Annotated in this window: 22 protein-coding genes and 1 other RNA gene; 8 read left to right on the top strand and 15 right to left on the bottom strand. The window is 67.4% G+C overall.

Annotated elements, in window-relative coordinates; translation table 11 throughout:
• Positions 1-7: 7 nt before the first annotated feature.
• The 5 genes from C8D03_RS18605 to C8D03_RS18585 form a co-directional block, all read right to left on the bottom strand.
• Positions 8-1,768, bottom strand: a complete 1,761-nt coding sequence (locus tag C8D03_RS18605) for a peptidoglycan D,D-transpeptidase FtsI family protein (protein ID WP_108048545.1) — start codon at positions 1,766-1,768, stop codon at positions 8-10.
• Complete coding sequence (ftsL, locus tag C8D03_RS18600) at positions 1,765-2,151, bottom strand: cell division protein FtsL (RefSeq protein WP_108048543.1); 387 nt, start codon at positions 2,149-2,151, stop codon at positions 1,765-1,767. Before ftsL ends, C8D03_RS18605 begins: the two co-directional genes overlap by 4 nt.
• A gap of 2 nt (positions 2,152-2,153) precedes the next feature.
• Positions 2,154-3,203 carry a 16S rRNA (cytosine(1402)-N(4))-methyltransferase RsmH gene (gene rsmH, locus C8D03_RS18595; RefSeq protein ID WP_108048541.1) on the bottom strand — a complete coding sequence of 350 codons (1,050 nt, stop codon included), beginning with the start codon at positions 3,201-3,203 and terminating at the stop codon, positions 2,154-2,156.
• Positions 3,200-3,676, bottom strand: coding sequence for a division/cell wall cluster transcriptional repressor MraZ (locus C8D03_RS18590; protein ID WP_248308526.1), 477 nt, complete (start codon positions 3,674-3,676; stop codon positions 3,200-3,202). Before C8D03_RS18590 ends, rsmH begins: the two co-directional genes overlap by 4 nt.
• 347 nt (positions 3,677-4,023) lie before the next feature.
• Entirely contained in the window at positions 4,024-4,488 is a 465-nt protein-coding gene (locus C8D03_RS18585; RefSeq protein ID WP_108048537.1) for a MarR family winged helix-turn-helix transcriptional regulator, read from the bottom strand.
• Between the two features lie 246 nt (positions 4,489-4,734).
• Between C8D03_RS18585 and C8D03_RS18580 the strand changes: the two genes are divergently transcribed.
• Positions 4,735-5,157 carry an organic hydroperoxide resistance protein gene (locus tag C8D03_RS18580; protein WP_108048535.1) on the top strand — a complete coding sequence of 141 codons (423 nt, stop codon included), beginning with the start codon at positions 4,735-4,737 and terminating at the stop codon, positions 5,155-5,157.
• Between the two features lie 157 nt (positions 5,158-5,314).
• On the opposite strand, the gene rnpB is transcribed toward C8D03_RS18580, so the two are convergent.
• Positions 5,315-5,720: RNase P RNA component class A (gene rnpB / locus C8D03_RS18575), an RNA gene on the bottom strand.
• Between the two features lie 85 nt (positions 5,721-5,805).
• Positions 5,806-6,354, bottom strand: a complete 549-nt coding sequence (locus tag C8D03_RS18570; RefSeq protein ID WP_181301091.1) for a transglycosylase SLT domain-containing protein — start codon at positions 6,352-6,354, stop codon at positions 5,806-5,808.
• 421 nt (positions 6,355-6,775) lie between these two features.
• Here C8D03_RS18570 and C8D03_RS18565 point away from each other — a divergent pair, with 421 nt between their 5' ends.
• The 6 genes from C8D03_RS18565 (at position 6,776) to C8D03_RS18540 (ending at position 13,305) form a co-directional block, all read left to right on the top strand.
• Positions 6,776-7,525 (top strand): TerB family tellurite resistance protein, encoded by a 750-nt coding sequence (locus C8D03_RS18565; protein WP_108048531.1) that lies wholly within the window; start codon positions 6,776-6,778, stop codon positions 7,523-7,525.
• A 2-nt stretch (positions 7,526-7,527) separates the two neighbouring features.
• Positions 7,528-8,319, top strand: a complete 792-nt coding sequence (locus C8D03_RS18560) for a peptidoglycan recognition protein family protein (protein WP_465246477.1) — start codon at positions 7,528-7,530, stop codon at positions 8,317-8,319.
• Positions 8,320-8,432: 113 nt separating this feature from the next.
• Positions 8,433-10,130, top strand: coding sequence for an efflux RND transporter periplasmic adaptor subunit (locus tag C8D03_RS18555; protein WP_181301089.1), 1,698 nt, complete (start codon positions 8,433-8,435; stop codon positions 10,128-10,130).
• A 150-nt stretch (positions 10,131-10,280) separates the two neighbouring features.
• The gene (locus C8D03_RS18550; protein ID WP_108048525.1) at positions 10,281-11,042 is read left to right on the top strand and encodes an ABC transporter ATP-binding protein; all 762 of its coding nucleotides are present in this window, start codon (positions 10,281-10,283) and stop codon (positions 11,040-11,042) included.
• The gene (locus tag C8D03_RS18545; RefSeq protein WP_108048523.1) at positions 11,039-12,271 is read left to right on the top strand and encodes an ABC transporter permease; all 1,233 of its coding nucleotides are present in this window, start codon (positions 11,039-11,041) and stop codon (positions 12,269-12,271) included. Before C8D03_RS18550 ends, C8D03_RS18545 begins: the two co-directional genes overlap by 4 nt.
• Positions 12,272-12,366: 95 nt before the next feature.
• Positions 12,367-13,305, top strand: a complete 939-nt coding sequence (locus C8D03_RS18540; RefSeq protein ID WP_108048521.1) for a sensor domain-containing diguanylate cyclase — start codon at positions 12,367-12,369, stop codon at positions 13,303-13,305.
• 115 nt (positions 13,306-13,420) lie between these two features.
• Here C8D03_RS18540 and C8D03_RS18535 read toward each other — a convergent pair whose 3' ends face one another.
• The 7 genes from C8D03_RS18535 to C8D03_RS18500 form a co-directional block, all read right to left on the bottom strand.
• The gene (locus C8D03_RS18535; protein ID WP_108051818.1) at positions 13,421-13,990 is read right to left on the bottom strand and encodes a flavodoxin family protein; all 570 of its coding nucleotides are present in this window, start codon (positions 13,988-13,990) and stop codon (positions 13,421-13,423) included.
• A gap of 123 nt (positions 13,991-14,113) precedes the next feature.
• Positions 14,114-14,545, bottom strand: coding sequence for a GNAT family N-acetyltransferase (locus C8D03_RS18530; protein ID WP_108048519.1), 432 nt, complete (start codon positions 14,543-14,545; stop codon positions 14,114-14,116).
• A 1-nt stretch (position 14,546) separates the two neighbouring features.
• Positions 14,547-14,852 (bottom strand): alkylphosphonate utilization protein, encoded by a 306-nt coding sequence (locus C8D03_RS18525; RefSeq protein ID WP_108048517.1) that lies wholly within the window; start codon positions 14,850-14,852, stop codon positions 14,547-14,549.
• Between the two features lie 179 nt (positions 14,853-15,031).
• Positions 15,032-18,787: a methionine synthase gene (metH, locus tag C8D03_RS18520; protein ID WP_108048515.1), complete on the bottom strand. Its 3,756-nt coding sequence runs from the start codon at positions 18,785-18,787 to the stop codon at positions 15,032-15,034.
• A gap of 166 nt (positions 18,788-18,953) precedes the next feature.
• Complete coding sequence (gene metF / locus C8D03_RS18510) at positions 18,954-19,865, bottom strand: methylenetetrahydrofolate reductase [NAD(P)H] (protein ID WP_108048464.1); 912 nt, start codon at positions 19,863-19,865, stop codon at positions 18,954-18,956.
• Entirely contained in the window at positions 19,865-20,878 is a 1,014-nt protein-coding gene (locus tag C8D03_RS18505) for an ArsR/SmtB family transcription factor (RefSeq protein ID WP_108048462.1), read from the bottom strand. Before C8D03_RS18505 ends, metF begins: the two co-directional genes overlap by 1 nt.
• A 78-nt stretch (positions 20,879-20,956) precedes the next feature.
• Positions 20,957-22,384, bottom strand: coding sequence for an aminotransferase-like domain-containing protein (locus C8D03_RS18500; protein WP_108048460.1), 1,428 nt, complete (start codon positions 22,382-22,384; stop codon positions 20,957-20,959).
• 105 nt (positions 22,385-22,489) lie between these two features.
• Here C8D03_RS18500 and C8D03_RS18495 point away from each other — a divergent pair, with 105 nt between their 5' ends.
• On the top strand, positions 22,490-23,353 hold the full coding sequence (locus tag C8D03_RS18495) for a DMT family transporter (RefSeq protein ID WP_108048458.1): 864 nt from the start codon (positions 22,490-22,492) through the stop codon (positions 23,351-23,353).
• A 430-nt stretch (positions 23,354-23,783) separates the two neighbouring features.
• Here C8D03_RS18495 and C8D03_RS18490 read toward each other — a convergent pair whose 3' ends face one another.
• Positions 23,784-23,987, bottom strand: coding sequence for a cold-shock protein (locus C8D03_RS18490; RefSeq protein WP_108048456.1), 204 nt, complete (start codon positions 23,985-23,987; stop codon positions 23,784-23,786).
• Between the last annotated feature and the right edge of the window lie 41 nt (positions 23,988-24,028).

Raw genomic sequence — 24,028 nt, 5'->3', positions numbered from 1 at the left:
GCAAGCCTCAGCGCGTGCCCCATGCTCCGAGCCGCGCCATCAGCGGGAACGGCGCGACCGGCGGCTCGAAGCGCGGCGGCAGGCCGAGGATCGGGGCCGTGCGCTCGATCACCTTGCCCGTGGTGATGCCGGCATTCCAGGCGGCCGTCGAATAGCCGCCGCTCTCGGCATAGCCCTTGGGCTCGTCATAGATCGCCAGGAACAGGTATTTCGGCTTGTCGGAGGGTGCGATCGCCGTGAAGGTCGTGAAGTTCCTGTTCTTGGCGTAGCGGCCGTTGATGACCTTCTCGGCCGTGCCGGTCTTGCCGCCGACGAAATAGCCCGCGACATCGGCCTTGCGGGCGGAGCCCTTCTCGCCGTTGAGGCGCATGATGAAGCGCATCGCCTCTGAGGTCTCGGGCTTGATCACCCGGATGCCTGTCTTCCTCGCCTCTTCTTCCGTTCGCTTCAGGAAGGTCGGCGTGATCAGCGTGCCGCCGTTGACGAGGGCTCCGACCGCAGCCATCGCCTGGATCGGCGCCACCGCGAGGCCGTGGCCGAAGGCGATCGTCGCGGTGTTGATCTCGCCCCAGCGCCCCGGCACGATCGGCGCCGCACTTTCGGGCAACTCCGTCGTCATCCGGTCGAGCTGCATCATCTTGCGCAGGAAGGCCTTGTGGCCCTCGACGCCGACCGACAGCGCCATCTTGATCGAGCCCATGTTCGACGAGTGCAGGAACACCTCCGGCACCGTCAGGGTGCGACCCGTACCATGGTATTCCTTGATCACCTGCCGGCCGAAACGCATCATCCCGCCGGCGGTCGAATAGCTCGAATTGATGTTCGCCTTGCCGGAATCCAGCGCCATCGCGATGGTCAGCGCCTTGAAGGTCGAGCCCATCTCGTAGACGCCGACACTCATCCGGTTGATGCGATCCTTCTCGAGCGCGTCGACCGGGTTGCCCGGGTCGAAATCGGGCAGCGACACCAGCGCGATCATCTCGCCGGTATTCACGTCCATGATCGCGCCCGCCGCCGCGATCGCCTTGTACTTTTCCATGCCCTTGGACAATTCGTCGCGCAGCGCATGCTGGACGCGCAGGTCGATCGACAGCGCCATCGGCTTCAGGTCCGAGGCCTCGGTCGCCAGCCCTGCGCCGTTCAGGTCCTGCAGGCCCTGCGAGTCGATGTATTTCTCGATGCCGGCGATACCGACATTGTCGACATTGGCGAAGCCGAGCACATGGGCGGCGGCCGTGCCGTTGGGATAGACGCGCTTGTTCTCGGGCACGAAACCGACGCCGGGGATGCCGAGGCGATGCACCTCGGCCTGCTGGCGCGGCGTGATCTCGCGCTTGACCCAGACGAAGCCCTTCTTGGTGCCGAGTTTGTCGCGCAGGTCCTTGGCGTCGAGCTCGGGCAGGACGGCAGTGAGCAGTTCCGTCGCCTCGTCCTTGTCGAGGATCTTGCGCGGCTCGGCGAAGACCGAGACGGTGCGGATGTCGGTCGCGAGCACGTCGCCGTTGCGGTCGACGATATCGGGCCTGGCCGCCGAGATCGCGTTGGAGGTGGCCCGGCGCAGGCCGACCTGCTCGTTGGGCAGCGTCGCCAGCATGACGAGCCGCCCGGTGATGGCCAGGAACAGCGCCGAAAAGCCGAGAATCACCAGGCCGACGCGCGGCTGGCTCTTCTCGCCGCTCATGCGGAAGACGTCGCGCAGCATGGAGAAGCGGCGGGCCGGCTTCGCTTCGCCGTCCGTCCGGCCGGCCTCTGTCGTCTCCGCGTTCATGGGCGGCCTCCCGGCGTGGTCGCGCTCGCCTTGCGATCCTTGGGGGTCTCGGTCGGAAGCCCGAGGCCGAGATCCTCGAGCTTGCGGCCGATGGCATCGACCTTGGGCCCGCGATTGGGGATGTCGGCGATGCGGACCACCTGCGTCACCGAGAAGGGCTGCAGGTCGAGATGGCGGTCGGCCAGCATCTGCAGCCGGTCGGGCCGGTTGAGATACTGCCATTCGGCCTTGAGCACGGCGATGGCGTCGCGCTCGCGATGGGTCTTCATCCGGACTTTCTGGAGCTGCTCGGCCTCGAGCGTGGTCTCGTATTTGATCGTGTAGGCATAGAGCGCCGAGGAGACGAGCGCGCCGATGGCGACGACATGAAGCAGCTTGATCATGCTCAGGTCCTCCGGCGGGGCTGGGGCTCGGGGATGCCGGCGAGCGCGACGAGATCGGGCTCGGCCGGCCGTGCCGGCGCGGCATTGCGCTCTGCGGCCCTGAGCTTCGCCGAGCGCGCGCGCGAATTGCTCCGCATCTCGGCCTCGGAGGCGGCGACCGGCCCGCGATTGACGAGGCTGAAGGTCGGCTGCGCCACGGCAACGACCGGCGCATGGCGCGAGCCGGCCGGGGCCCGCCCCGAACGCTCGGCCAGGAACTGCTTGACGATGCGGTCTTCCAGGGAATGGAAGGTCACGACGACGAGCCGCCCGCCTGGAGCCAGGACCGCTTCGGCGGCGTGCAGCGCCGCCACCAGCTCGCCGAGTTCGTCATTGACCGCGATGCGCAGCGCCTGGAAGACGCGCGTCGCCGGATGCGCCCCGCCGGGCTCGGCCCAGACGATGCTGGCGACGAGTTCGGCCAGTTGCTTCGTCGTCGTCAGCGGCGCCTTGCGCCTTGCCTCGACGACGGCGCGGGCCACGGCGCGCGAGCGGCGCTCCTCGCCGTAATGATAGAAGATGTTGGCGAGCAGCCCCTCCTCCGCTTCGTTGACGAGGTCGGCGGCACTGCGGCCCGCGCGCGCCATCCGCATGTCGAGCGGTCCGTCGAAGCGGAACGAAAAACCGCGCTCCGCCTGATCGATCTGCATGGACGAGACGCCGATGTCGAGCACGACGCCATCGAGCGGCACCATCCGGAAACGCTCGGCCTCCTCGGCGAGTTCGCCGAAACGCGCCTGCGACAGCGTCAGCCGCCCGGCCATCGCCGCCACGAGGTCGGCGCCCCCGGCGATCGCGGTTGGATCGCGGTCGAGCGCCAGAAGCGTGGCGCCGGGCGCCGCATCGAGAATGGCGCGCGCATAGCCGCCTGCGCCGAAGGTGCCGTCGAGATAGCGCCCACCCGGCTTCGGAGCGAGCGCGGCCAGCACCTCCGCCAGAAGCACTGGAACATGCGCCGCGGCATTCGCCACCTCGCCGATGGCGCCGTCCTCGCGCTTGCCACGGCCCTTCATGTCCCGGCCCCCGCCGGCGCCAGCGACTGCGCTCCGAGCGCGCGCTTCACGTCGCGCAGCTTCGACTTCGCCGCTTCGAGATGCGCCTGGAACTGCTGGGGCTCCCAGATCTGGAATTTGTGGCCATGCCCGACGAAGGTCACCGTGTCCGTGATCCCGACATGCGCCTTCAGCGCCTCGCTCAGCATGATGCGCCCCTCCGGATCGACCCTCAGCACCTCGGAGGTGCCGTTCAGCGCCGTCGACAGCGACTCCCACTCCTCCGAGAAGGGCGAGAAGCGCGCCAGAATCTCGTCGATGGTCCGGCGAAGCGCATAGCCGCCAGCGTCGAAGGCGGCGAGATCGAGCGCCGGATGGACGTAGAGCCCCTCGTAGCCATCCTTTGCCAGCACGGCGCGAAAGCTCGACGGAATCGAGACACGCCCCTTCGCGTCCAGCCGGTTGGTGAAATTCGAGACGAAGCGGTCCGTCAACGCCGCCTCCCGGCCTGCTTTCCAGCCACAGGCCCGGCCGCGAAACAGGCGGGGCCGAAGCCTCCCGTCGAAGCAGGCAAAGCGAGAGCGTCGACCGAAATCCGCGCGGCACACGGACCCTGATCTGACTGTCGCCTGCCGGTTTCGACGGGATGATTTGGGATAGCATGGGTGTTTATGGGCGTCAATGGAATCAGGCATGCGGAGGCATGCCCGCGGGAGCGTCCCGGCATCACAGCCCGTTAAGGTTAAGTATCCGTAACCGCGCGGGATTTGCCGCGGGCGAGACCGGCTGGCGCCCTCGCGACGCCTCGCTCGGGCCATGCCGGTGTGAGATTTTTTCGGGATCAACCCTGGCCCGCAGCCTTTAGCAAGGCGTCGCGCAGCGCCTCGAGATCCGACAGCAGCCGCCGGTCGGGATTGACGGCCGCGCCGATCGCCCGTCCCATCGCCTCGGGAACGCAGCCGCCCTTCTCCCGCAGCGCCTCTCCGGCCTCCGTCAGATGCAGCAGAACCTGCCGCTCATCCTCGCGGCTGCGCGCGCGGCGGATCAGGCCCGACGCCTCGAGACGCTTGAGCAGCGGCGTCAGCGTACCGGAATCCAGCGCCAGCCGCTCGCCGAGCGCCTTCACAGAGAGTCCGTCGCGCTCCCACAGCACGAGCATGACGAGATATTGCGGATAGGTCAGACCAAGATCGGCCAGGATCGAGCGGTACAGCCGGGTGAAGGCATGCCCCGTCTGGTAGACCGCAAAGCAGAGCTGCTCCTCCAGCCGGGGCGAGCGTCGTTCGGGAACCTTCTTCGCCGTCATCGCTTCCCTATCCACCAGATTCTGCAGCCGGTCGCCGCCCGCAGCTGGGCCGCCCTGCCGAACCGAAGACCAGAACCCGCCCGATGACGCAATCAACTCCACGTGATCGGGCGAATTTTGATCGTTGACAATTCAATTGTGCACGATCTAAATCGCTTCCGCAAGTTCATGCATGAGGCATCCGCAACACCGCGACGATCCGCGGCACGGGACGCCGAGTGTGCCCCCCAGCGAAGGAGTTCTCCGATGAAGATCCTCTACACTGCACACGGCTCCGCCACCGGCGGCCGCGAAGGCAAGGCCGCGACCGACACGGGCAACATCGCGGTCGTACTGAACACCCCGAAGGAACTCGGCGGCGGCGGTGGCGACGGCACCAATCCGGAACAGCTCTTCTCGATGGGATATTCCGCCTGCTTCCTCGGCGCGCTGAAATTCGTCGCCGGCAAGGAGAAGGTGAAGATCCCCGATGACGCGAAGGTCAGCGCCGATGTCGGCATCGGCCCGCGCGACGATGGCGGCGGCTTCGGTCTCGAGGTCACGCTGACGATTTCGGTGCCGGGCGTCGACAAGGCCGTCGTCGAGGACCTCGTCCAGAAGGCCCATATCGTCTGCCCGTATTCGAACGCGACGAGGGGCAACATCCCGGTCGAGCTGAAGGTCGCGTGATCTGAAGCGTTCGCCGGCATCGTGAAGCCAGCTTAAGCTGCCGCAATTCGCTCCGGAGAGTCGGATGCGGCGTTGTTCGATAACCGGAGCGGAGCGGGCTTATGTCCGTGAGCACCGCAAGCGTCAGGACAGCGCCGCAGCCGGCCGCCGGAGTAGAATTGCCAGTCGGCCTGTAAGCCGGGTTCTGGATGGCCGGAAGATTTCTCCCCCGACGTGACGGCCATTCCTCTGGGACGCGCATTGCTGCGCGCCTCGAGCAACCAACCCGGACGACAAGGCCCAGAAACAGGCCCCTCCCCGCCTGCGCGGAAAGCATCGTCCCTATTCGGTTTTGCTCCCGGTGGGGCTTGCCATGCCGTCCCCGTTGCCGGGTCCGCGGTGCGCTCTTACCGCACCTTTTCACCCTTACCTCGTGCCGAAGCGCGAGGCGGTTCGATCTCTGTGGCGCTTTCCCTGGGGTCGCCCCCGCCGGACGTTATCCGGCACCGTGTTTCCGTGGAGCCCGGACTTTCCTCCCCCGGAAGAACCTGAGCTCTTGCGGGAGCGGCCGTCCGGCCGACTGGCGGCCGGGCTAGTGCGCGCTCCGGCGCCCCGCGTCAAGCCCGGGGTCCGTGTCGGGCCTTTCCGGCGGGACAGCCGCGCAAGAACTCAGTTGCGGGCCGTGATCGTGCGCACCTTGGCGCAATAGGTCCGGTTGGCGCCGCTCATGCGTTCGGCCATATGGCCGCTCTGATATTTCATGATGGTGCGGCAGGTGTCGCCACCGGCAGCGCGATAGGCCATCGCCAAGTACTTCATGGCGTAGCGCGCGTTGGTCTCGGCATCGAGCAGGCCGCCGGCTCCGCCGGAATAGCCCATACCGCGCGCCGTCTGATGGCGGATCTGCATCAGCCCGTAATTGCCGGCATGGGCGGCGCGGGGATTGTAGCGGCTCTCGACCCGCACGATCGCGTCGGCCAGCGAGAACGGCACGCCGTTGGCAGCCGCATGGCGCGCGACCAGCGCCTTGAGCCCGTCCGACCCTGCCGGCGCCGCGAGCGCGGCGGCGCGAGCCGGTCTGGCCTTCGCGGCAGCCGTCGACCCTGCCTCGGCGGCAACGGTCTCGGCCTTGTCCCCACCGGCTTCGACAGCCCCCTTCGCGCGCTGGATCTCCGCCTCCTTGACAATGAACGCGCGAGCGTCCGTCTCGTCATTCACTATGGCCAGAGCCGGCTGAAGGGTTGCGAGGCAAATCGCGAGGGTGGCGGCAGTGCCGCTGGAAATATACCGCATGGTCGACTGGACCCTTCCGTCTGGGACATGGCTGGAAGCGGCAGTCAAATGCTCAGTAAATGTGACGAGAATCTGTCTCATTCATTAGAAATTCACTCTGAAATGATTACATGATCGAGGATATACGATAACTTGATTGGAAGTATTGTTCATGTAATTCGCGAATCAGCGCACCGCGCCACGCCGACGATCTTCGGTATTGATGCCGGCTCACGACTTTCGCCCCATTGAGGCCGCAATTGCCCCTTCGCAATGGCAAAAGCCGACAGCGGCAATGCGCCGGGCTGTCCGGCCCTGGCGCGTGCCGCTATCATGCCCCAGCACAGGGCCGGGAGACGCCTGCATCATGGTTTCGTCATTCTGGGGGGCACTGGGCGGCGGAGGCCTGGGTCTCGTGCTCGGCGGCCCGCTCGGTGCGCTCGTCGGCGCGCTGGCCGGGCACATGCTGGTCGACCGCGAGGGCGCGCCCTTCGGCTCGGCTCCACGCGAGCTGATCTTCACCACCGGACTCGTCGCGCTCGCGGCCAAGATGGCGCGCTCGGACGGCGTGGTCACGCGCGACGAGGTCGCCGCGTTTCACCGCATCGTCACCGTCCCGCCCGATCAGCAGAAGCGCATCGAAATGCTGTTCGACCTCGCCAAGCAGACCAGCGCCGGCTTCGAGGCCTATGCCGGGCAGATCGCCGAGAGCTTCCGCGACGAGCCCGCCCTGCTGGAGGACGTGCTCGACGGCCTCTTCCTGATCGCAGCCGCCGATGGCGCGATCCATCAGGACGAGCACGCCTATCTGCGCGAGGTGGCGGCGATCTTCAGCATCGGCGATGCCGATTTCGCCCGGATCGAGGCCCGTCACGCCCGTCGCGCCGACGACCCCTATCTCGTTCTCGGCGCCAGCCGCGAGATGAACGACGCCGATCTCAGGCGGCATTACCGTCAGCTCGTGGCGCAGACGCATCCGGACCGCGAGATCGCCAGGGGGCTGCCCGAGGAAGCGGTGGCGATCGCAACGCGCCGGCTCGCCGCGATCAATGCGGCGTGGGACCGGATCGAGAAGGAACGCGGCCTGGCAGCGAGGCTGACGAGCGAACCCGCATGAGCCTGACGACAGCGCCCGACAGCCGCTTCGCGGCGAAGGTCTTCCCCTCCCCCAACCACGGCGAACGCAAGGATAGCGCAACCGGCTCCGCCGCGCCCGGCCGCCCGCCGGACATGCTGATCCTGCACTACACCGGCATGTCCGATGCGGGCGAAGCGCTGCAATGGCTGTGCAACCCGGTCTCGCAGGTCTCCTCGCATTATTTCGTCTTCGAGAACGGCCATACCCTCCAGCTCGTGCCCGAAACCCGCCGCGCCTGGCATGCCGGCGCCTCGCACTGGGCCGGCGAGACCGACATCAACTCCTGCTCGATCGGTATCGAGATCGCCAATCCGGGCCATCCCGGCGGCCTTCCCGCGTTTCCACCCGAGCAGATTGCCGCCACGCTGAACCTCTGCCGCGACATCTGCGAGCGCTGGTCGATCCCGCCCGAGCGCATCCTCGCCCATTCCGACATCGCCCCCGGACGAAAGATCGACCCCGGCGAGAAATTTCCCTGGCGCCATTTCGCCGAAGGCGGCGTCGGGCTCTGGAGCGAGCCCGCGCCCATCCGCAGCGGACGCTTTTTCGCGCGCGGCGACAGCGGGCAGCCGGTCGAGGCCCTGCAGGCGATGTTCGCGATGCTGGGCTATGGCGTCACGGTCGACGGCGTCTATGACGAGAAGCTGGAAGCGGTGGTCGCGGCCTTCCAGCGGCACTGGCGCCAGGACAAGGTCGACGGCGTCGCGGACGCCTCGACCATCACGACGCTGCGCGACCTGCTGGCAGCGACACAGGACGCGCGGACCGCGTGAGGCCGGACGTATCCGCAACATTGCAGTAAGTTAACTCGCTGCCGGGGCCGGATTCTGGCATGCTTCGACGCTGGACGCAGGTTGCTTCGCCTGCGCGACGATGGGGATGGCCTTTGCGCAAGTGGTTGATCGGGTCTGGACTGGTGGCCCTCGTCGCGGCGGCCGGCTACTGGGGGCTGCGCCCTGCCGGCGGACCGGCCCATGACGCGGCCTACCGCACCGCCGCCGTCGACCGCGGCCAGATCACCGCCGCCGTCCGCGCGACCGGCACGCTGACGCCGATGACGACGGTGCTGGTCGGCTCCCAGCTTTCGGGCCAGATCGTCGAAATCCTCGCCGACTACAATTCACAGGTGAAAGCCGGGCAGATCGTCGCCCGCCTGAACAGCGATCAGATTAAGACGCGGCGCGATGCCGCCCAGGCCGATGTCGCCCAGGCGAAGGCCGATCTCATGGTCAAGCGCGCCCAGCTCGACCGCGCCCGCTCGACGCGGCTCAAGGCGAATTCGACGGTCAAGGACCTCGAGGCGCAGCGTGACCGCACGGCGGCGCAGCTTGCCGATGCCCGGCGCACCTTCGAGCGCCAGAACGAGCTCTTCAACCGCAACACCGGCGCGCAGCAGGCCCTCGACACCGCCCGCACGCAGGTCGAGGTCCAGGTTGCGACGCTCGCCTCAAGCGAGGCCCAGATCACCTCGGCGAAGGCCGAACTCAATGGGCTCGACGCCGACATCCTCCTCGCCGAGGGGCAGGTGCAGTCCGGCGAAGCGCTGATCGGCAGCCGCGAGGCCAAGCTCAAGGACATCCTGATCGACCTCGAGCGCACCGACATCCGCTCGCCAGTCGATGGCGTCGTGGTCCAGCGCCAGGTCGATCTCGGCCAGACGGTCGCCGCCTCGCTCTCGACCCCGACGCTGTTCCAGATCGCGCAGGACCTGCGCATCATCGACATCTACGCCAATGTCGACGAGGCCGATGTCGGGCGGCTGAAGCCGGGCCAGCCGGTCTCCTTCACGGTCAACGCCTATCCCAATCGCAGCTTCGAGGGCCGCGTCGAGATGGTGCGCCTCGGCGCCCAGACCATCCAGAACGTCGTCACCTATACCGGCGTGATACGCGTCGAGAACGCCGACATGGCGCTGCTGCCGGGCATGACCGCAAATCTCCAGGTCGTCACCGAGGATCGCCGCGACGTGCTGCGCATCGCCAATGCGGCGCTGCGCTTCCGGCCGGCCGGCGCAGCCGTGCCCCCCGCACCTGCCGCCCTTCCGCGCACCGCGCAGGGGCAGGGTCCGGCGCAGGGAGCGAGCCCGGCCCAAGGCGGCCGTGGCGGCGTCCAGGGCGCGGCCTTCCGCGAGCGCATCGAGACCGAATTGCAGCCGACGCCGGAGCAGAAGCAGGCCATCACGGCGCTGCTGCAGGAGCGCCGCGCCGGTGCCCGCGAGGCGATGGCCGGCCTGTCGGACGAGGAGCGCCGTGCCGCCTTCCGCAAGGCCCGCATCGAGATGGTCGCCAAGGTCGCCGCCGTTCTCGACCCCGAGCGCAAGGCGAAGTTCGAGGCGATGATGCAGGAGGGTCGCGCGACACCGCAGCAGGGCGCGCCCGGCCGCGTCTATGTGCTCGGCGACGACGGCCAGCCGAAAGCCGTGCCGGTCATGCTCGGCCCTACCGACGGCGCCTATACCGAAATCGTCTCCGGCGATCTCAAGGACGGCCAGCCGGCAATCATCGGCGGCGGACCCCGCACCACGGCCGCAGCGACACCGGCGCCGGCCGGAGGGCCGCCCGTGCGTGGCCCACGGCTGTTCTGATGGCGATGGGGAGCCACAGCACCATCTGCGTCATGGTCGGGCCTGCCCCGCCATCTCGGAAACCCGTGGATTCTGCTCGCAAGATTCCCGGATCCGCGCTTCGCTCCGCCCGAGAATGATGTGCCTGCGACGCCAGGCGGAGCATGCCGCATGCCCCTGATCGAAGCCCGCGAACTTTCCCGTGTCTACGATCTCGATTCCGGTCGCGTCACCGCGCTCGACCGCGTCTCGCTCGACATCGAGGCGGGCGATCTCGTCGCGGTGATGGGCCCGTCCGGCTCGGGCAAATCGACCTTCATGAACCTGATCGGCTGCCTCGACCGTCCGACCGGCGGGCACTACCGGCTCGACGGCGTCGCGGTCGAGACGCTGGGGAGCGACGGGCTCGCGGAGCTGCGCAACCGCAAGCTCGGCTTCGTCTTCCAGCAGTTCAACCTGCTGCCGCGGGTCGATGCCTGCGCCAATGTCGAACTGCCGATGGTCTATGCCGGAGCCGACCGGAAAACGCGCCGCGAGCGGGCGCTCGCCGCGCTCGGTCGCGTCGGCCTCGCTGAGCGCGCTCATCACCGCCCGATGCAGCTCTCCGGCGGCCAGCAGCAGCGCGTCGCTATTGCGCGAGCGCTGGTCAACGAGCCGCGCCTGCTGCTCGCCGACGAGCCGACCGGCGCACTCGATAGCCGCACCGCCCTCGAGATCCTCGCTTTGTTCCAGAACCTTAACAGCGAGGGCGTCACCGTGGTTCTCGTCACCCATGACGCGGAGGTCGCGCGCCATGCGCGCCGTGTCATTCGCTTCCGCGACGGGCGCCTGCTCAGCGACCAGCGCCAGCAGCCGGCCGATGCCCGCGCCGCGCTCGCAGCGCTCGACGCCGGCGTCATCGAGCCCGAGGCCGTCGCGGAGGCTGTGATATGAGCATTTTCGAAGCCGTCCGCTCTGCCCTCTCCGCCATCGGCGCGAACGCGCTGCGCTCGGCCCTGACCATGCTCGGCATCATCATCGGTGTCGCCGCTGTCATCGCGATGGTCGCGATCGGCTCGGGCGCACGCGAGCGCGTGACCGCGCAGATCAAGTCGCTCGGCGCCAACCTCGCCATCATCCAGTCCGGCAACGTGACGCAGGGCGGCGTCCGTCTCGGCGCCGGCGCCTCGTCGACGCTGACCGACGAGGATGCGACAGCGATCGCCAAGGAGATCGAGGACGTCTTGGCCGCCGCACCCGTCATCGTCACCCGCGCCCAGGCCGTCTATGCCGGCACCAACTGGTCGACGCAGATCACGGCGACGGACCTCGATTTCTTCGCCGCGCGCGAATGGGACGTCACCGAGGGCCGCCTGTTCGAGCCAGAGGAGCTGCGCCGGGGCGAGATCGTCGCCATCATCGGCCAGACGGTGGCGCGCAATCTCTTCGGCGAGCAGAACCCGATCGACCAGCAGTTCCGCATCCGCAACGTGCCCTTCAAGGTCATCGGCGTGATGGCGCCCAAGGGTCAGTCGGCGCTGGGGCAGGATCAGGACGACGTCATCTTCGTGCCCCTCGATACGGGCCGGCGCCGGATCATCGGGCGCAACTATGCCCGCGACCGTTCGGTCCAGACCATCATGGTGAAATTCGCCAGCGAGGATGCGATCGCGCCCGGTATCGAGCAGACCGGCGCGCTGCTGCGCCAGCGCCACCGCCTGATGGCCGATCAGGACGATGATTTCATCGTCCGCAACCTGACCGAGATCGCCAACACCGCGACGCAGGCCGCAACCACCCTGTCCTGGCTGCTGGCGGCCGTCGCCGGCGTCTCGCTGCTCGTCGGCGGCATCGGCATCATGAACATCATGCTGGTCTCGGTCACCGAGCGCACCCGCGAGATCGGGCTCAGGCTGGCGGTCGGCGCACGGCAGCGCGATGTGCTGGCACAGTTCCTGATCGAGGCGACGACGCTCGCGACCATCGGCGGCGCGGTCGGGATCGCGCTCGGCGTCGGCTCGGCGCTCACGATTGCGCGAATAGCCGGGTGGCCGTCGGTCGTCTCGATCGAGACGATCCTGATCGCTGTGGGCGTGTCCGGCATGATCGGCGTGTTTTTCGGGTTCTACCCCGCAAGGCAGGCCGCGCGGCTCGACCCCATCGAGGCGCTGCGGCGCGAATGAACGCTCCCTTTGCCCCAGCCCGGCAAGGATCGCTTAACGGGTGCTGCGTAGCGTCGAACCGACATGCCTGAATCCGTCCCTCCGGGGAGCCCGTCTTGAACCATCATCCCAGTCCCGCCCTCGCCGCCAGCAGCCTCTACGAGCAGGCGACGCTCGGGCCGGGGGGCGCCTGGTCGTGCGATCTCGCGACCGAAGTGCTGACCTGGACCGACGAGGTCTACGACCTGTTCGGCCTGCAGCGCGGCTCGGCGCTCAAGCGCGCTGCGACGCTCGACGTCTATCAGAGCCAGAGCCGCAGCGAGATGGATCAGCGCCGCGCCGCCGCCATCCAGACCGGGAAGGGCTTTTCCCTAGACTGCCAGCTTCGGACTGCCGGGCAAAGCCGCTGGATGCGCCTGCGCGTCGGCGTGGGCTACGAGCACGCGCGGCCCGTCCGCATCTTCGGCTCGAAGCAGGATATCACCGCCGAGAAGAAGATGTGGGACGGGCTCGTCACGCTCGCCGGCAGCGATCCGCTGACGGGCCTCGCGAACCGCCGCGCCTTCGAGGACGCCATCCGCGAACTGAGCCGCCATGCCGAAGGCTCGCATGGCTTTGCCCTGGCCGTGCTCTGCGTCGACGATTTCGAAGCGATCCGGGACCGGCATGACCATGCCGGCGCCAATGACTGCCTGCGCTGCCTCGGCGAGCGGCTGGCGCGGCTTTTTCCCGACGCGATCCTGGTCTCGCGCATCGGCGGCTGCGAATTCGCGCTGCTGCTGCGGGTTCCCGGCGGGCATGCCGCCCTGGCGACGACGCTGGACGGCGCCCACAGGCTGCTGTCGCGCCCGGTGCCGCGCGAGGCGCAGGCGATCGGCATCGGCATCTCGGTCGGCGCCGCGATGATGAAGCCGACGCACCGGCACGACCCCAAGAAGCTCTTCGCCGAAGCCGACGCGGCGCTCTACGTCGCCAGGGCCGCCGGCCAGAGCCGGGTTCGCATCTTCGACGGCATGATCGCGAGGCCGGTCGCGGCCTCCTCGCTCGCGGTCTGACGCCGCGGACGTTCCGGTCCGCCTGCCCCGTTCTCGCGGGCGGCCCAAAACGGCAGGGCCGCGACCCTGCCCGGATCACGGCCCTGCCAAATCATAATGCGTGGAGAAAAGGAGCTCAGCCCTTCACGCTCTTCACCACTTCGGCGACATTCCGGCCGAAGGCTTCGGCCGTCTTCAGATCGCCCGCGACCATCTCGTCGACGCCGGCATCCGACGGCGACGTCACGAGCAAGCCGAGATAGCCGCCGAGATGGTTGAGGTCGTCGCGGCCATGGGCCTTGGCGTTGGACGGGTGCATGCCAGTGCCGGTCCAGAGCATCTTGTGCTGGGCGGCGAGCGTCGAGAGATAGGCGATGGTCGAGCCCTTGTCGCCGTTCAGCGTCGCCGAATTGGTGAAGCCGGCGGCGACCTTGCCCTTCCAGTCCATCGTGTACCAGGGCTTGCTCGAGGCGTCGGCAAACTTTTTGAACTGCCAGGAGACCATGCCCATATAGGTCGGCGAGCCGAAGATGATACCGTCAGCGGCCTTCAGCGTCTCCCAGCCGGCTTCCGGAACATTGCCCTCGGCGTCGATAGCGACGAGATCGACACTGGCGCCCGCGGCGGCAGCGCCCGCCTGCACGGTCTCGGCGACCTTCTTGGTGTGGCCATAGCCGGAATGAAAGACGATCGCGATCTTGGTCATGGTCGAGCCTCTGTCGGATGAAAACCGTTCGATGCCGACAAGATGTTGCAGCGCAATGGCAGCTTCAATGCCCGCGCGGTTGCAACGGCGCAGGATGACCATGGCGCAGCCGCAAGGTCGCCGTCAGAGCGCCCTGACGAAGACGATCTGACCGTCGAGGTCGCGCCCCATGTCGCGCCAGCCATGGCGGCGATAGAAACGCTCCGCCCGCGTGCCGGCGCCGGTCGAAAGATGGGCCTGTGCGTGGCCGACGGCCTTGAGCCGCTCCAGAGCCGCATCGAGCAGCGCCCGACCATGGCCGCGCCCCTCATGGGCGGGATCGACGAAAAGCGCCCAGACCAGCCCCGTCTGATGGTTGGCGCAGGAAAACGCGACCACCTCGCCGCCGTCATCGGCCACCAGGAATACGGCCTGCTCGCGATACCAGGCGATCTCTTGATCCGTCACCCTGGACGGATCGGAGAGCACGTTCTCGCTCACGCCCATCCGGATCGCGTGGATGCGCGGCTGGTCGGCTGGCGTCGCCTTGCGAATGTGGCAGGAAAGTGCGGTCATCTCAGCGCTTTCGGACGAATTCCGTGCGCAGGACGAGCCCTCTGATCGAGTCATGGCGGCAGTCGATCTCATCGGGATCGTCGGTCAGGCGGATCGTCTTGATCACGGTGCCCTGCTTCAGCGTCTGGCCGGCGCCCTTGACCTTGAGATCCTTGATCAGGACCACCGAGTCGCCGTCGGCGAGGATGTTGCCGGCGGCATCGCGGACCTCCGCACGTCCGGGCGCCGCCGCGGAGGCCATCTCCGAAGCCGGGCGCCACTCGCCCGTGACCTCGTCATAGACGTAATCGTCGTCGTCGCCCGCCATATCCGCCCCGTGCAGCAAGAACCGCCGGTCGATCCCGGCACGGATCGCCTATACCAGCGGGGCCGGGAATTCAAACAGACAGCGGCTGTAAAATACCCCCTCAGCGTCCGAAACGCAGCGCTGGGCCTCTCCCTCTCCCGGGCTCACGGCGGGGAAAGGGGAGGCGCGTGGTGCCCGTGCTACTCCGCCGCTTCCAACCGATAGGCGGCGGTATCATAGTTCAGGATCGGCGCGAGCCAACGCTCGACCTCGTGGATCGACATGCCCTTGCGCGCCGCATAGTCCTCGACCTGGTCGCGCTCGACCTTGGCGACGCCGAAATAATAGGCGTCCGGATGCGCGAGGTAGATGCCGGACACCGACGAGCCGGGCCACATCGCGAAGCTCTCGGTCAGCTTTACGCCGACCCGGCGCTCCGCCTGCAGCAGCTCGAACAGTGTCGCCTTCTCGGTGTGGTCGGGCTGCGCCGGATAGCCCGGCGCCGGGCGGATGCCCTGGTAGTCCTCGCGGATCAGATCCTCGTTCGAGAATGCCTCGTCCGGTGCGTAAGCCCAGTATTCCTTGCGCACGAGCTGGTGCATGCGTTCGGCCATCGCCTCGGCGAAGCGGTCGGCCAGCGCCTTGACCATGATCGAGCGGTAGTCGTCATTGTCGCGCGCGAACTTCTCGGAAATCCGCTCTTCCTCGGCGCCGGCCGTTACCACGAAGGCGCCAACATAGTCCGGCCGCTCGATGCCTTCCGGCGCCACGAAATCGGAGATGCACATGTTCGGCTTGCCGTCGCGCTTGGAAAGCTGCTGGCGCAGGCCGTGGAAGGTCGCGAGCTTCTCCTGGCGGCTCTCGCCGGTGTAGAGCGCGATGTCGTCACCGACGGCATTGGCCGGCCAGAAGCCGATCACCGCCTTCGGGTTGAACCAGCGCTCTTCGACGATGCGCTTCAGCATCGCCTGCGCATCGTCCCAGAGCGCGCGCGCCGCCTCGCCCTGCTTCTCGTTCTCGAGGATCGCGGGGAAACGCCCCTTCATCTCCCAGGTCTGGAAGAATGGCGTCCAGTCGATCACAGGTACGAGATCGGCGAGGTCATAGCCGCGGAAGGTCCGCGTGCCGAGGAAGCTCGGCTTCGGCGGCTGGTAGCCTGCCCAGTCAGGCTTGAAGGCATTGGCCCGGGCCTTGGCCAGCGGCAGACGCTGCTTGTCGGCCTCCGAGCGGCGATGCGCGGCCGAGACCTTGGCGTACTCCGCGCGGATGCCTTCGATATAGGCCGGCTTCTGATCCTGCGAGAGCAGGCTGGAGACCACGCCGACCGCGCGCGAGGCGTCGGTGACATAGACCGTCTGGCCCTTCTCATAGGCGGGATGGATCTTCACCGCCGTATGGACGCGGCTTGTCGTGGCGCCGCCGATCAGCAAGGGGATGTCGAAGCCCTCGCGCTCCATCTCGGAGGCGACCGTCACCATCTCGTCGAGCGAGGGCGTAATCAGCCCCGACAACCCGATGATGTCGACCTTCTCCTTGCGGGCGACGTCGAGGATCTTCTGCGTCGGCACCATCACGCCGAGATCGATGACCTCGTAATTGTTGCACTGGAGCACGACGCCGACGATGTTCTTGCCGATGTCGTGGACATCGCCCTTGACCGTCGCCATCAGCACCTTGCCGGCGGCCGAGCGCTCGGAGCCGCCGTTCAGGCGCTTCTCCTCCTCCATATAGGGCATGAGGTAGGCGACGGCCTGCTTCATCACCCGGGCCGACTTCACCACCTGCGGCAGGAACATCTTGCCGGCGCCGAACAAGTCGCCGACCACGTTCATGCCAGCCATCAGGGGCCCTTCGATGACGTGCAGCGGCTTGTCAGCCTTCTGCCTGGCCTCTTCGGTGTCGACGTCGATGAAGGCGGTGATGCCGTTGACCAGCGCATATTCCAGCCGCTTCTCGACCGGGTTCTCGCGCCAGACCATGTCCTTGGTCGAAACCGCGACCGAGCCGTCGCCCTTGAAGCGCGGCGCGGCATCGAGCAGCCGCTCGGTCGAATCCTTGCGCCGGTTGAGGACGACATCCTCGCAGAGTTCGCGCAGCTCCGGGTCGAGATCGTCATAGGAGCCAAGCTGGCCGGCATTGACGATGCCCATATCCATGCCGACCTTGATGGCGTGGTACAGGAAGACCGAGTGCATCGCCTCGCGGACCTTCTCGTTGCCGCGGAACGAGAAGGACAGGTTCGAGACGCCGCCCGAGATATGGGCATGCGGCAGGGTCTCGCGGATCGTCTTCGTGGCCTCGATGAAATCGTTGCCGTAATTGTCGTGTTCTTCGATGCCCGTCGCCACGGCGAAGACGTTCGGGTCGAAGATGATGTCCTCGGGCGGAAAGCCGATGTCCTCGGTCAGCAGCTTGTAGGCGCGCGCGCAGATCTCGATCTTGCGCTGATAGGTGTCGGCCTGGCCCTTCTCGTCGAAGGCCATGACGACGACCGCCGCACCGTAGTTGCGGCAGATGCGGGCATGTTCGAGGAAGGCGTCCTCGCCCTCCTTCATCGAGATCGAGTTGACGATCGGCTTGCCCTGGATCGTCTTAAGCCCGGCCTCGATGACGTGGAACTTCGAGGAATCGACCATGATCGGCACGCGGCTGATGTCCGGCTCCGAGGCGATCAGGTTGCAGAACTCGGTCATCGCCGCCTGCGAGTCGAGCAGGCCCTCATCCATGTTGATGTCGATGACCTGCGCGCCATTGGCGACCTGGTCGCGCGCGACATCGAGCGCCGCCGCATAATCGCCGGACGTGACCAGCTTCCTGAACCTGGCGGAGCCGGTGACGTTGGTGCGCTCGCCGATATTGACGAAGGGGATGGTCTCGTCGAGCGTGAAGGGCTCCAGCCCCGCGAGCCGAAGATAGCGCTTGATCTCGGGCACCTGTCGCGGCGCCTTGCCGGCGACAGCCTGCGCGATCGCGCGGATATGCTCAGGCGTCGTGCCGCAGCAGCCGCCGACGACATTGACGAGCCCGGCATCGGCGAACTCGGCCAGCATGCCGGCTGTCGCCTCGGGGCTCTCGTCATACATGCCGAATTCGTTCGGCAGGCCGGCATTCGGATAGGCGCAGATCAGCGTGTCGGCGACGCGCGACAGATCCTTGATGTGGGCCCGCATCTCGCGCGCGCCGAGCGCGCAGTTGAGGCCAACCGTCAGCGGCGCCGAATGCCGGATCGCGTTCCAGAAGGCCTCCGTGGTCTGCCCCGAGAGCGTGCGGCCGGACAGATCGGTGATCGTGCCGGAGATCATCACCGGCAGGCGGATGCCCCGCTCGCGGAAGACGTTCTCGATCGCGACGATCGCCGCCTTGGCGTTGAGCGTATCGAAGATCGTCTCGACCAGGATGATCTCGGAGCCGCCATCGATCAGCCCCCTCACCTGCTCGGCATAGGATTCGCGCACCTGATCGAAGGTCACGGCGCGAAAGCCAGGATTGTTGACGTCGGGCGAGATCGACAGCGTTCGGTTGGTCGGGCCGATCGCGCCGGCGACATAACGGCGCCGGCCATCGGCCTTCTGCGCGATCGCGGCCGCCTCACGGGCCAGCTTCGCCGAAACGACATTCAGCTCATAGGCCAGCGCCTCCATGCCGTAATCGGCCTGGGCGATCTGGGTGGAAGAGAAGGTGTTGGTCTCGACGATGTCGGCACCGGCCTGAAAATAGGCCAGATGGATGTCGCGGATCGCCTCGGCTTGCGTCAGCACCAGCAGGTCGTTGTTGCCCTTGAGGTCGTGGTTCCAGCCCTTGAAGCGCTCGCCCCGGAAATCGGCCTCGGAGAACTTCTGGTTCTGGATCTGCGTCCCCATCGCGCCGTCGAGCACGAGGATGCGCTCGGAGGCGGACTGGCGCAGCGCGCGCTGGATCTCGGCGCCGTCGACAGGGGTAGGGGTGAAGTCGGTCATCGTCACGCTTTCGTGGAACCGGAACTACGCCTTTAGAACTCTATAGCCCTCATCCTGAGGAGGCCCGCAGGGCCGTCTCGAAGGATGCTCCAGATGTCTCCGGAACCTCCTGGACCATCCTTCGAGACGCCGCCTTCGGCGGCTCCTCAGGATGAGGGCGGTCAAATCACGCAGCCGCCGCGGCCTGCGCCACCGCCGGCTCGGGCTTGACCCCGACCAGATGGCAGATCGCATAGACCAGGTCGGCTTTATTCATCGTGTAGAAATGCAGGTCGCTCGCGCCGCGATCGATCAGGTCGAGCGCCTGTTCGGCGCAGACGGCGGCGGCCACCAGCCGGCGCGTCGCCGCGTCCTCCTCCAGCCCCTCGAAGCGGTCGGCCAGCCATTGCGGCACGCTCGCCCCGGTCTTGCGGGCGAAATTGGCGGTCTGCCTGAAGTTCTGGACCGGCACGATGCCGGGCAGGATCGGAATATCGATACCCGCCGCCCGCACCTTGTCGAGATAGCGGAAATAGACGTCGTTATCGAAGAAGAACTGGGTAATCGCGCGGGTCGCCCCGGCATCGACCTTCTTCTTCAACGCCTCGATATCGGCGTCGAGCGAGGCCGCTTCCGGATGCTTCTCCGGATAGGCCGAGACCGTGACCTCGAAATCACCGATGCGCCTGAGCCCGGCGACAAGATCCGAGGTCTGGTGATAGCCCTGCGGATGCGGCTCGTAGACCGTGCCGAGCCCACCGGCGGGATCGCCGCGCAGCGCCACGACATGGCGCACCCCGGCATCCCAATAGGCCCGGATGACCTCGTCGACCTCGTCGCGCGAGGCCGAAACACAGGTCAGGTGCGCGGCCGGCTTCAGCCCGGTCTCCTCGACCATGCGCTTGACGGTCGAATGCGTGCGCTCCCGCGTCGAGCCGCCGGCGCCATAGGTCACCGAAACGAAGGAGGGTCCGAGCGGCTCGAGCCGGCGCACGCTCTCCCAGAGCGCGACCTCCATCTCCTCGCTCTTCGGCGGGAAGAACTCGAAGGACACCTTCGGGCGGCGGGAGCCGTGCCGGCTCGGGCGAAACGCAGTCATCAGGCCACCTCTAGATTGTTCTGCCGCACCGGCGGATCGGACTGGACGCGCCGGTCGCATCCCCGCCAGAGCATGACCGGCAACTGGCCCGAAACGCCGCCTGCGAGCGTGATCTCTTCGGACAGATCGCAGGCGAGCCCGGCTTCCGCGAACCAGCCGGCGATCTGCGCCCGCGAGAAGCCGAGCCGGCGATGGGCATGCTCGGTCCGCAGGAATTCCATCTCATGGGGCGCGAAATCGACCACGATCAACCGCCCGCCGGGGCTCAGCATCGCGGCAGCCTCCCTCACCGCGCGGCCAGGATCGTCGAGGAAATGCAGGACCTGGTGGATGATGACGAGGTCGAAGCTTCCGCGCGGGAAAGGCAGCGCGTAGATGTCGCCCTGGCGCAGTTCCACGCGGGAGAGCCCGGCCTTCTCCAGATTGGCGCGCGCCACGGCGAGCATGGCGTGGTTCGCATCGACGCCCACTGCCCGGCCGAATTTCGGCGCGACCCGCTGCAGCATGCGGCCCGTGCCCGTGCCGAGATCGAGCATGCTGCCGGGCGTGCCCTTGCCGACAGCGGCTTCGACCGCGCCCTCGACTGCATCGTCGGGCACGTGCAGCGTGCGCAGACGGTCCCAGTCTCGCGCGACGCTGGCGAAATAATTCTGCGCGACCTCCGCCCGCGTGCCGCGCACCGCCGCAAGACGCTCACGATCTGCCGCCAAAACCGGATCGGACCTGTCGAGCCAGGCCGCAAGCGACGCGGCGAAGGCGCCGCCCGCCCCGGTCTCGTCGAGGCGGAAGAAGGCCCAGGCGCCCTCGCGGGAGCGCCTCACCAGCCCGGCCTCTGCCAACAACTTGAGGTGGCGCGAAATGCGCGGCTGCGACTGCCCGAGGATGTCGGTCAGGTCCGACACCGACAGCTCCCCCTCCGACAGCAGCGCCAGAATGCGCAGCCGCGTCTCCTCGCCAGCGGCGCGCAGGCCGGCAAGCAGGACATCCGAGGAGAGCGTGGTCGGCTGACGCAAGCGCGCAAACTCCGTGTCGACGCAGAAAAAGATATAAAGATATCTTTATGTCGAGAACGGTGTTTGCGCAAGCCCAATCTATTCCGCGGCGCCGCGCCTCTCAGCAGCGCCCATTGCCCGCCCGAGCGCGCTGAACAGCCGCGGATCGCCGGACTGCGCCACATTGAAGCGCAGGAAGCGGTTGGCCGTCTGCGACAGGCTGTAGACATTGCCCGGCGCCAGCACGATGCCCTCCGCCAGAAGCTGCCGCGCGATCACGGACGCATCCAGCCCGTCCGGCAATTCGCACCACAGGAACATACCGCCACGCGGTTCGATCCAAGGCAGGATGCCCATGGCCCTGAGCCGGGCCGAGGTCTCGCCCATGGCCCGTGCGAGGCGGCCGCGCAGCCCGTCCATGTGCTTGCGATAGCTGCCATCCCTCAGCACGGTCAGGACGAGTTCGGCCGCGAGCCGGCCGGTGCCGAAGGAGGCTGCGATCTTCAGATCGATCAGCCGCTCGATCCAGTCCGGCCGCGCCGCGATATAGCCGCAGCGCACCGAGGCCGAGAGCGATTTGGAAAAGCTGCCGATCTGGACAACCCGCTCGAGCCCGTCATAGGCGGCCAGGCGCGGCGACGGCTCTGGTTCGAAATCGGCGAGGATGTCGTCCTCGACGATCGTCAACCCGAACGGCTCGGAGAGCTTGAGCAGGCGATGCGCGACGACCGGGGACAGCGTCGCGCCGGTCGGGTTATGGAGCGCCGAATTGGTGATGTAGAGGCGCGGACGATGCTCCGCCAGAGCCTGCTCGAACAGGGCGGTATCCGGCCCGTGGCGGGTATAGGGCACGCCGACGAGCCGGACGCGATGCGCCCGCAGCAGGGCATGGAAGTTGTAATAGCAGGGGTCGTCGACGAGCACCGTGTCGCCCGGCTCGACCAGGAAGCTGCAGACGAGATCGAGCGCCTGCGTGCCGGATTCCGTCAGCATGATCTGGTCCGGCGCAGCCTCGAGGCCGTGGCCCGCCATGCGACGGGCCAGGAGCTGCCGCAGGGCTGAGAGCCCCAGCGGCGTGCCGTAATCGGCGAGCGTCTCGGCCGGCGCGCGCGACAGGGACCTCAGCCCCCGGCGCAGGCTGTCCTGTGGCAGCCACTCCGCCGGCAGCCAGCCACAGCCCGGCTTCAGGACCCCTTCCCCGGCATCGAGCGACTGCCGCGAGACCCAGAACGGATCGACGGCGCGTTCCAGCCTGGGGCCGAGATCGGCGAGCGAGAACGGTGGCGCATGGCCCGCGACATAGAAGCCGGAGCCGCGCCGCGCCTGGATTACGCCTTCGGCGGCGAGCCGGTCATAGGCCTCGACCACGGTGGATTTCGACACGCCCGTCGTTTCGGCGAACGCCCGGATCGAGGGCAGCCTCGCACCGGGAGCCAGCAGACGCCCGGAGATGCGCGACCGGACCGCCTGCATCACGAGCCCGACCCGCGTGCCGCCATCGCCGTCCAAAGCCGGAATTGGGATCATCTGTATGGCCTCCGAGCGCAGTACAGTTTGCACTAACTGTACTGAATTGTCTCTGGAGAAATGCGCGCCACGAGCCGATCGAGGGGCAAAGCAGGACCCTGGACGATGGACAAGACGACGAGCGGCTGGATCAACGGCTTTCTGGGTGTGCTGATTTTCAGCGGCTCCCTGCCGGCGACGCGGGTCGCAGTCGCGGATTTCGATCCCGTCTTCCTGACGTTGGCGCGTGCCGCCATCGCCGGCATCGTGGCGCTCGCCCTGCTCCTCGCCTTCCGGGAGAAACGACCCGCATGGCGCGATGTCCTGCCGCTGCTCGTCGTCGCGCTCACCGTCGTCATCGGCTTTCCGCTGCTGACGGCGCTGGCCCTTCAGCACATCACCTCCGCCCACTCGATCGTCTTCATCGGCCTGCTGCCGCTCGCGACCGCGCTGTTCGGCGTCATCCGCGGCGGCGAGCGTCCACGCCCGGTCTTCTGGCTATTTTCCTGTCTGGGCAACGGGCTCGTCGCGGGGTTCGCGTTGACGCAGGGCTTCACGGCCTCGCCAACCGGCGACCTCCTGATGCTGGCCGCGATCATCGTCTGCGGCCTCGGCTATGCCGAAGGAGCGGCCCTCTCGCGCCGCCTCGGCGGCTGGCAGGTGATCTCCTGGGCTTTGCTGCTGTCGCTGCCGGTCACCGCCGGTCTCGCCCTGACCATGATGCCGGCATCGTTCGCTGAGACTGGTCGATCGGCCTGGCTCGGCCTCGCCTATGTCTCGCTGTTCAGCATGCTGATCGGCTTTGTCTTCTGGTATCGCGGCCTCGCCCAGGGCGGCATCGCGGCGGTCGGACAGTTGCAGTTGCTGCAACCGTTCTTCGGCTTGGCGCTGGCGGCGCTTCTCCTGGGAGAGACCGTCAGTTGGCAGATGCTCGCGGTCTGCGCTGCCGTGGCGGCCTGCGTCGCCGGCGCGAAGCGCTTCGCCCGGTAGCCCATCCGCTCCTGGGCACGACGGGCGGGATCGGCACAACCGTCTCGCCAGCCGTGGTGGAGCCGACGAGATCGACCGAAAGACGAGCCCGCGCTGCGCTGCGAGGTCGAGCCGCCCGGCGATCTCCGCGATCTCGGCAAGACACAGCGCCAACGGCTGGCGGCCGTTGCGCAGAGGCGGCCCCGCGGCAACCAGGGTTCGCGCGGCACAGTTGGGCACATGAGGCCGCGATGCGGGCCTCCCTCAATGCCGGGGTGGACGAGCATAAGAGTGTCGGCCGCAGCCGTCACGAAGGCACGCGGCGCGGATGAGGCACCCGTCGCGGCAAAACGCCCGTAAGGGCGACGCATGGGAGGACACCACATGCGCACACGCCCATCATCACGGCGGCCTGGACCAGCGCACCGCGGTCGTCACCAAGCCGAAAGGCTCACATCAACTGCAGCGAACCCGCCGCCGTCTTGCCACGTTCGGTCTTGAGCTCGAACGAGACCTTCTGCCCTTCTGTCAGCGTCATCAGCCCCGCTTCCTTTACGGCAGTGATGTGCACGAACACATCCTTGCCACCATCGGCAGGTTGAATGAAACCAAAGCCCTTCTCAGTATTGAACCACTTGACGGTTCCGGTCGCCATCGCCGCATCCTTTGAAGCCAAAGCGTCTTCGTGACCCTTGG

Source organism: Bosea sp. 124, from assembly GCF_003046175.1.
In the GTDB taxonomy this organism is placed as follows: domain Bacteria; phylum Pseudomonadota; class Alphaproteobacteria; order Rhizobiales; family Beijerinckiaceae; genus Allobosea.
Note: the sequence above shows the minus strand (reverse complement) of the source record. Positions and strands in the feature narration are given on the sequence as shown.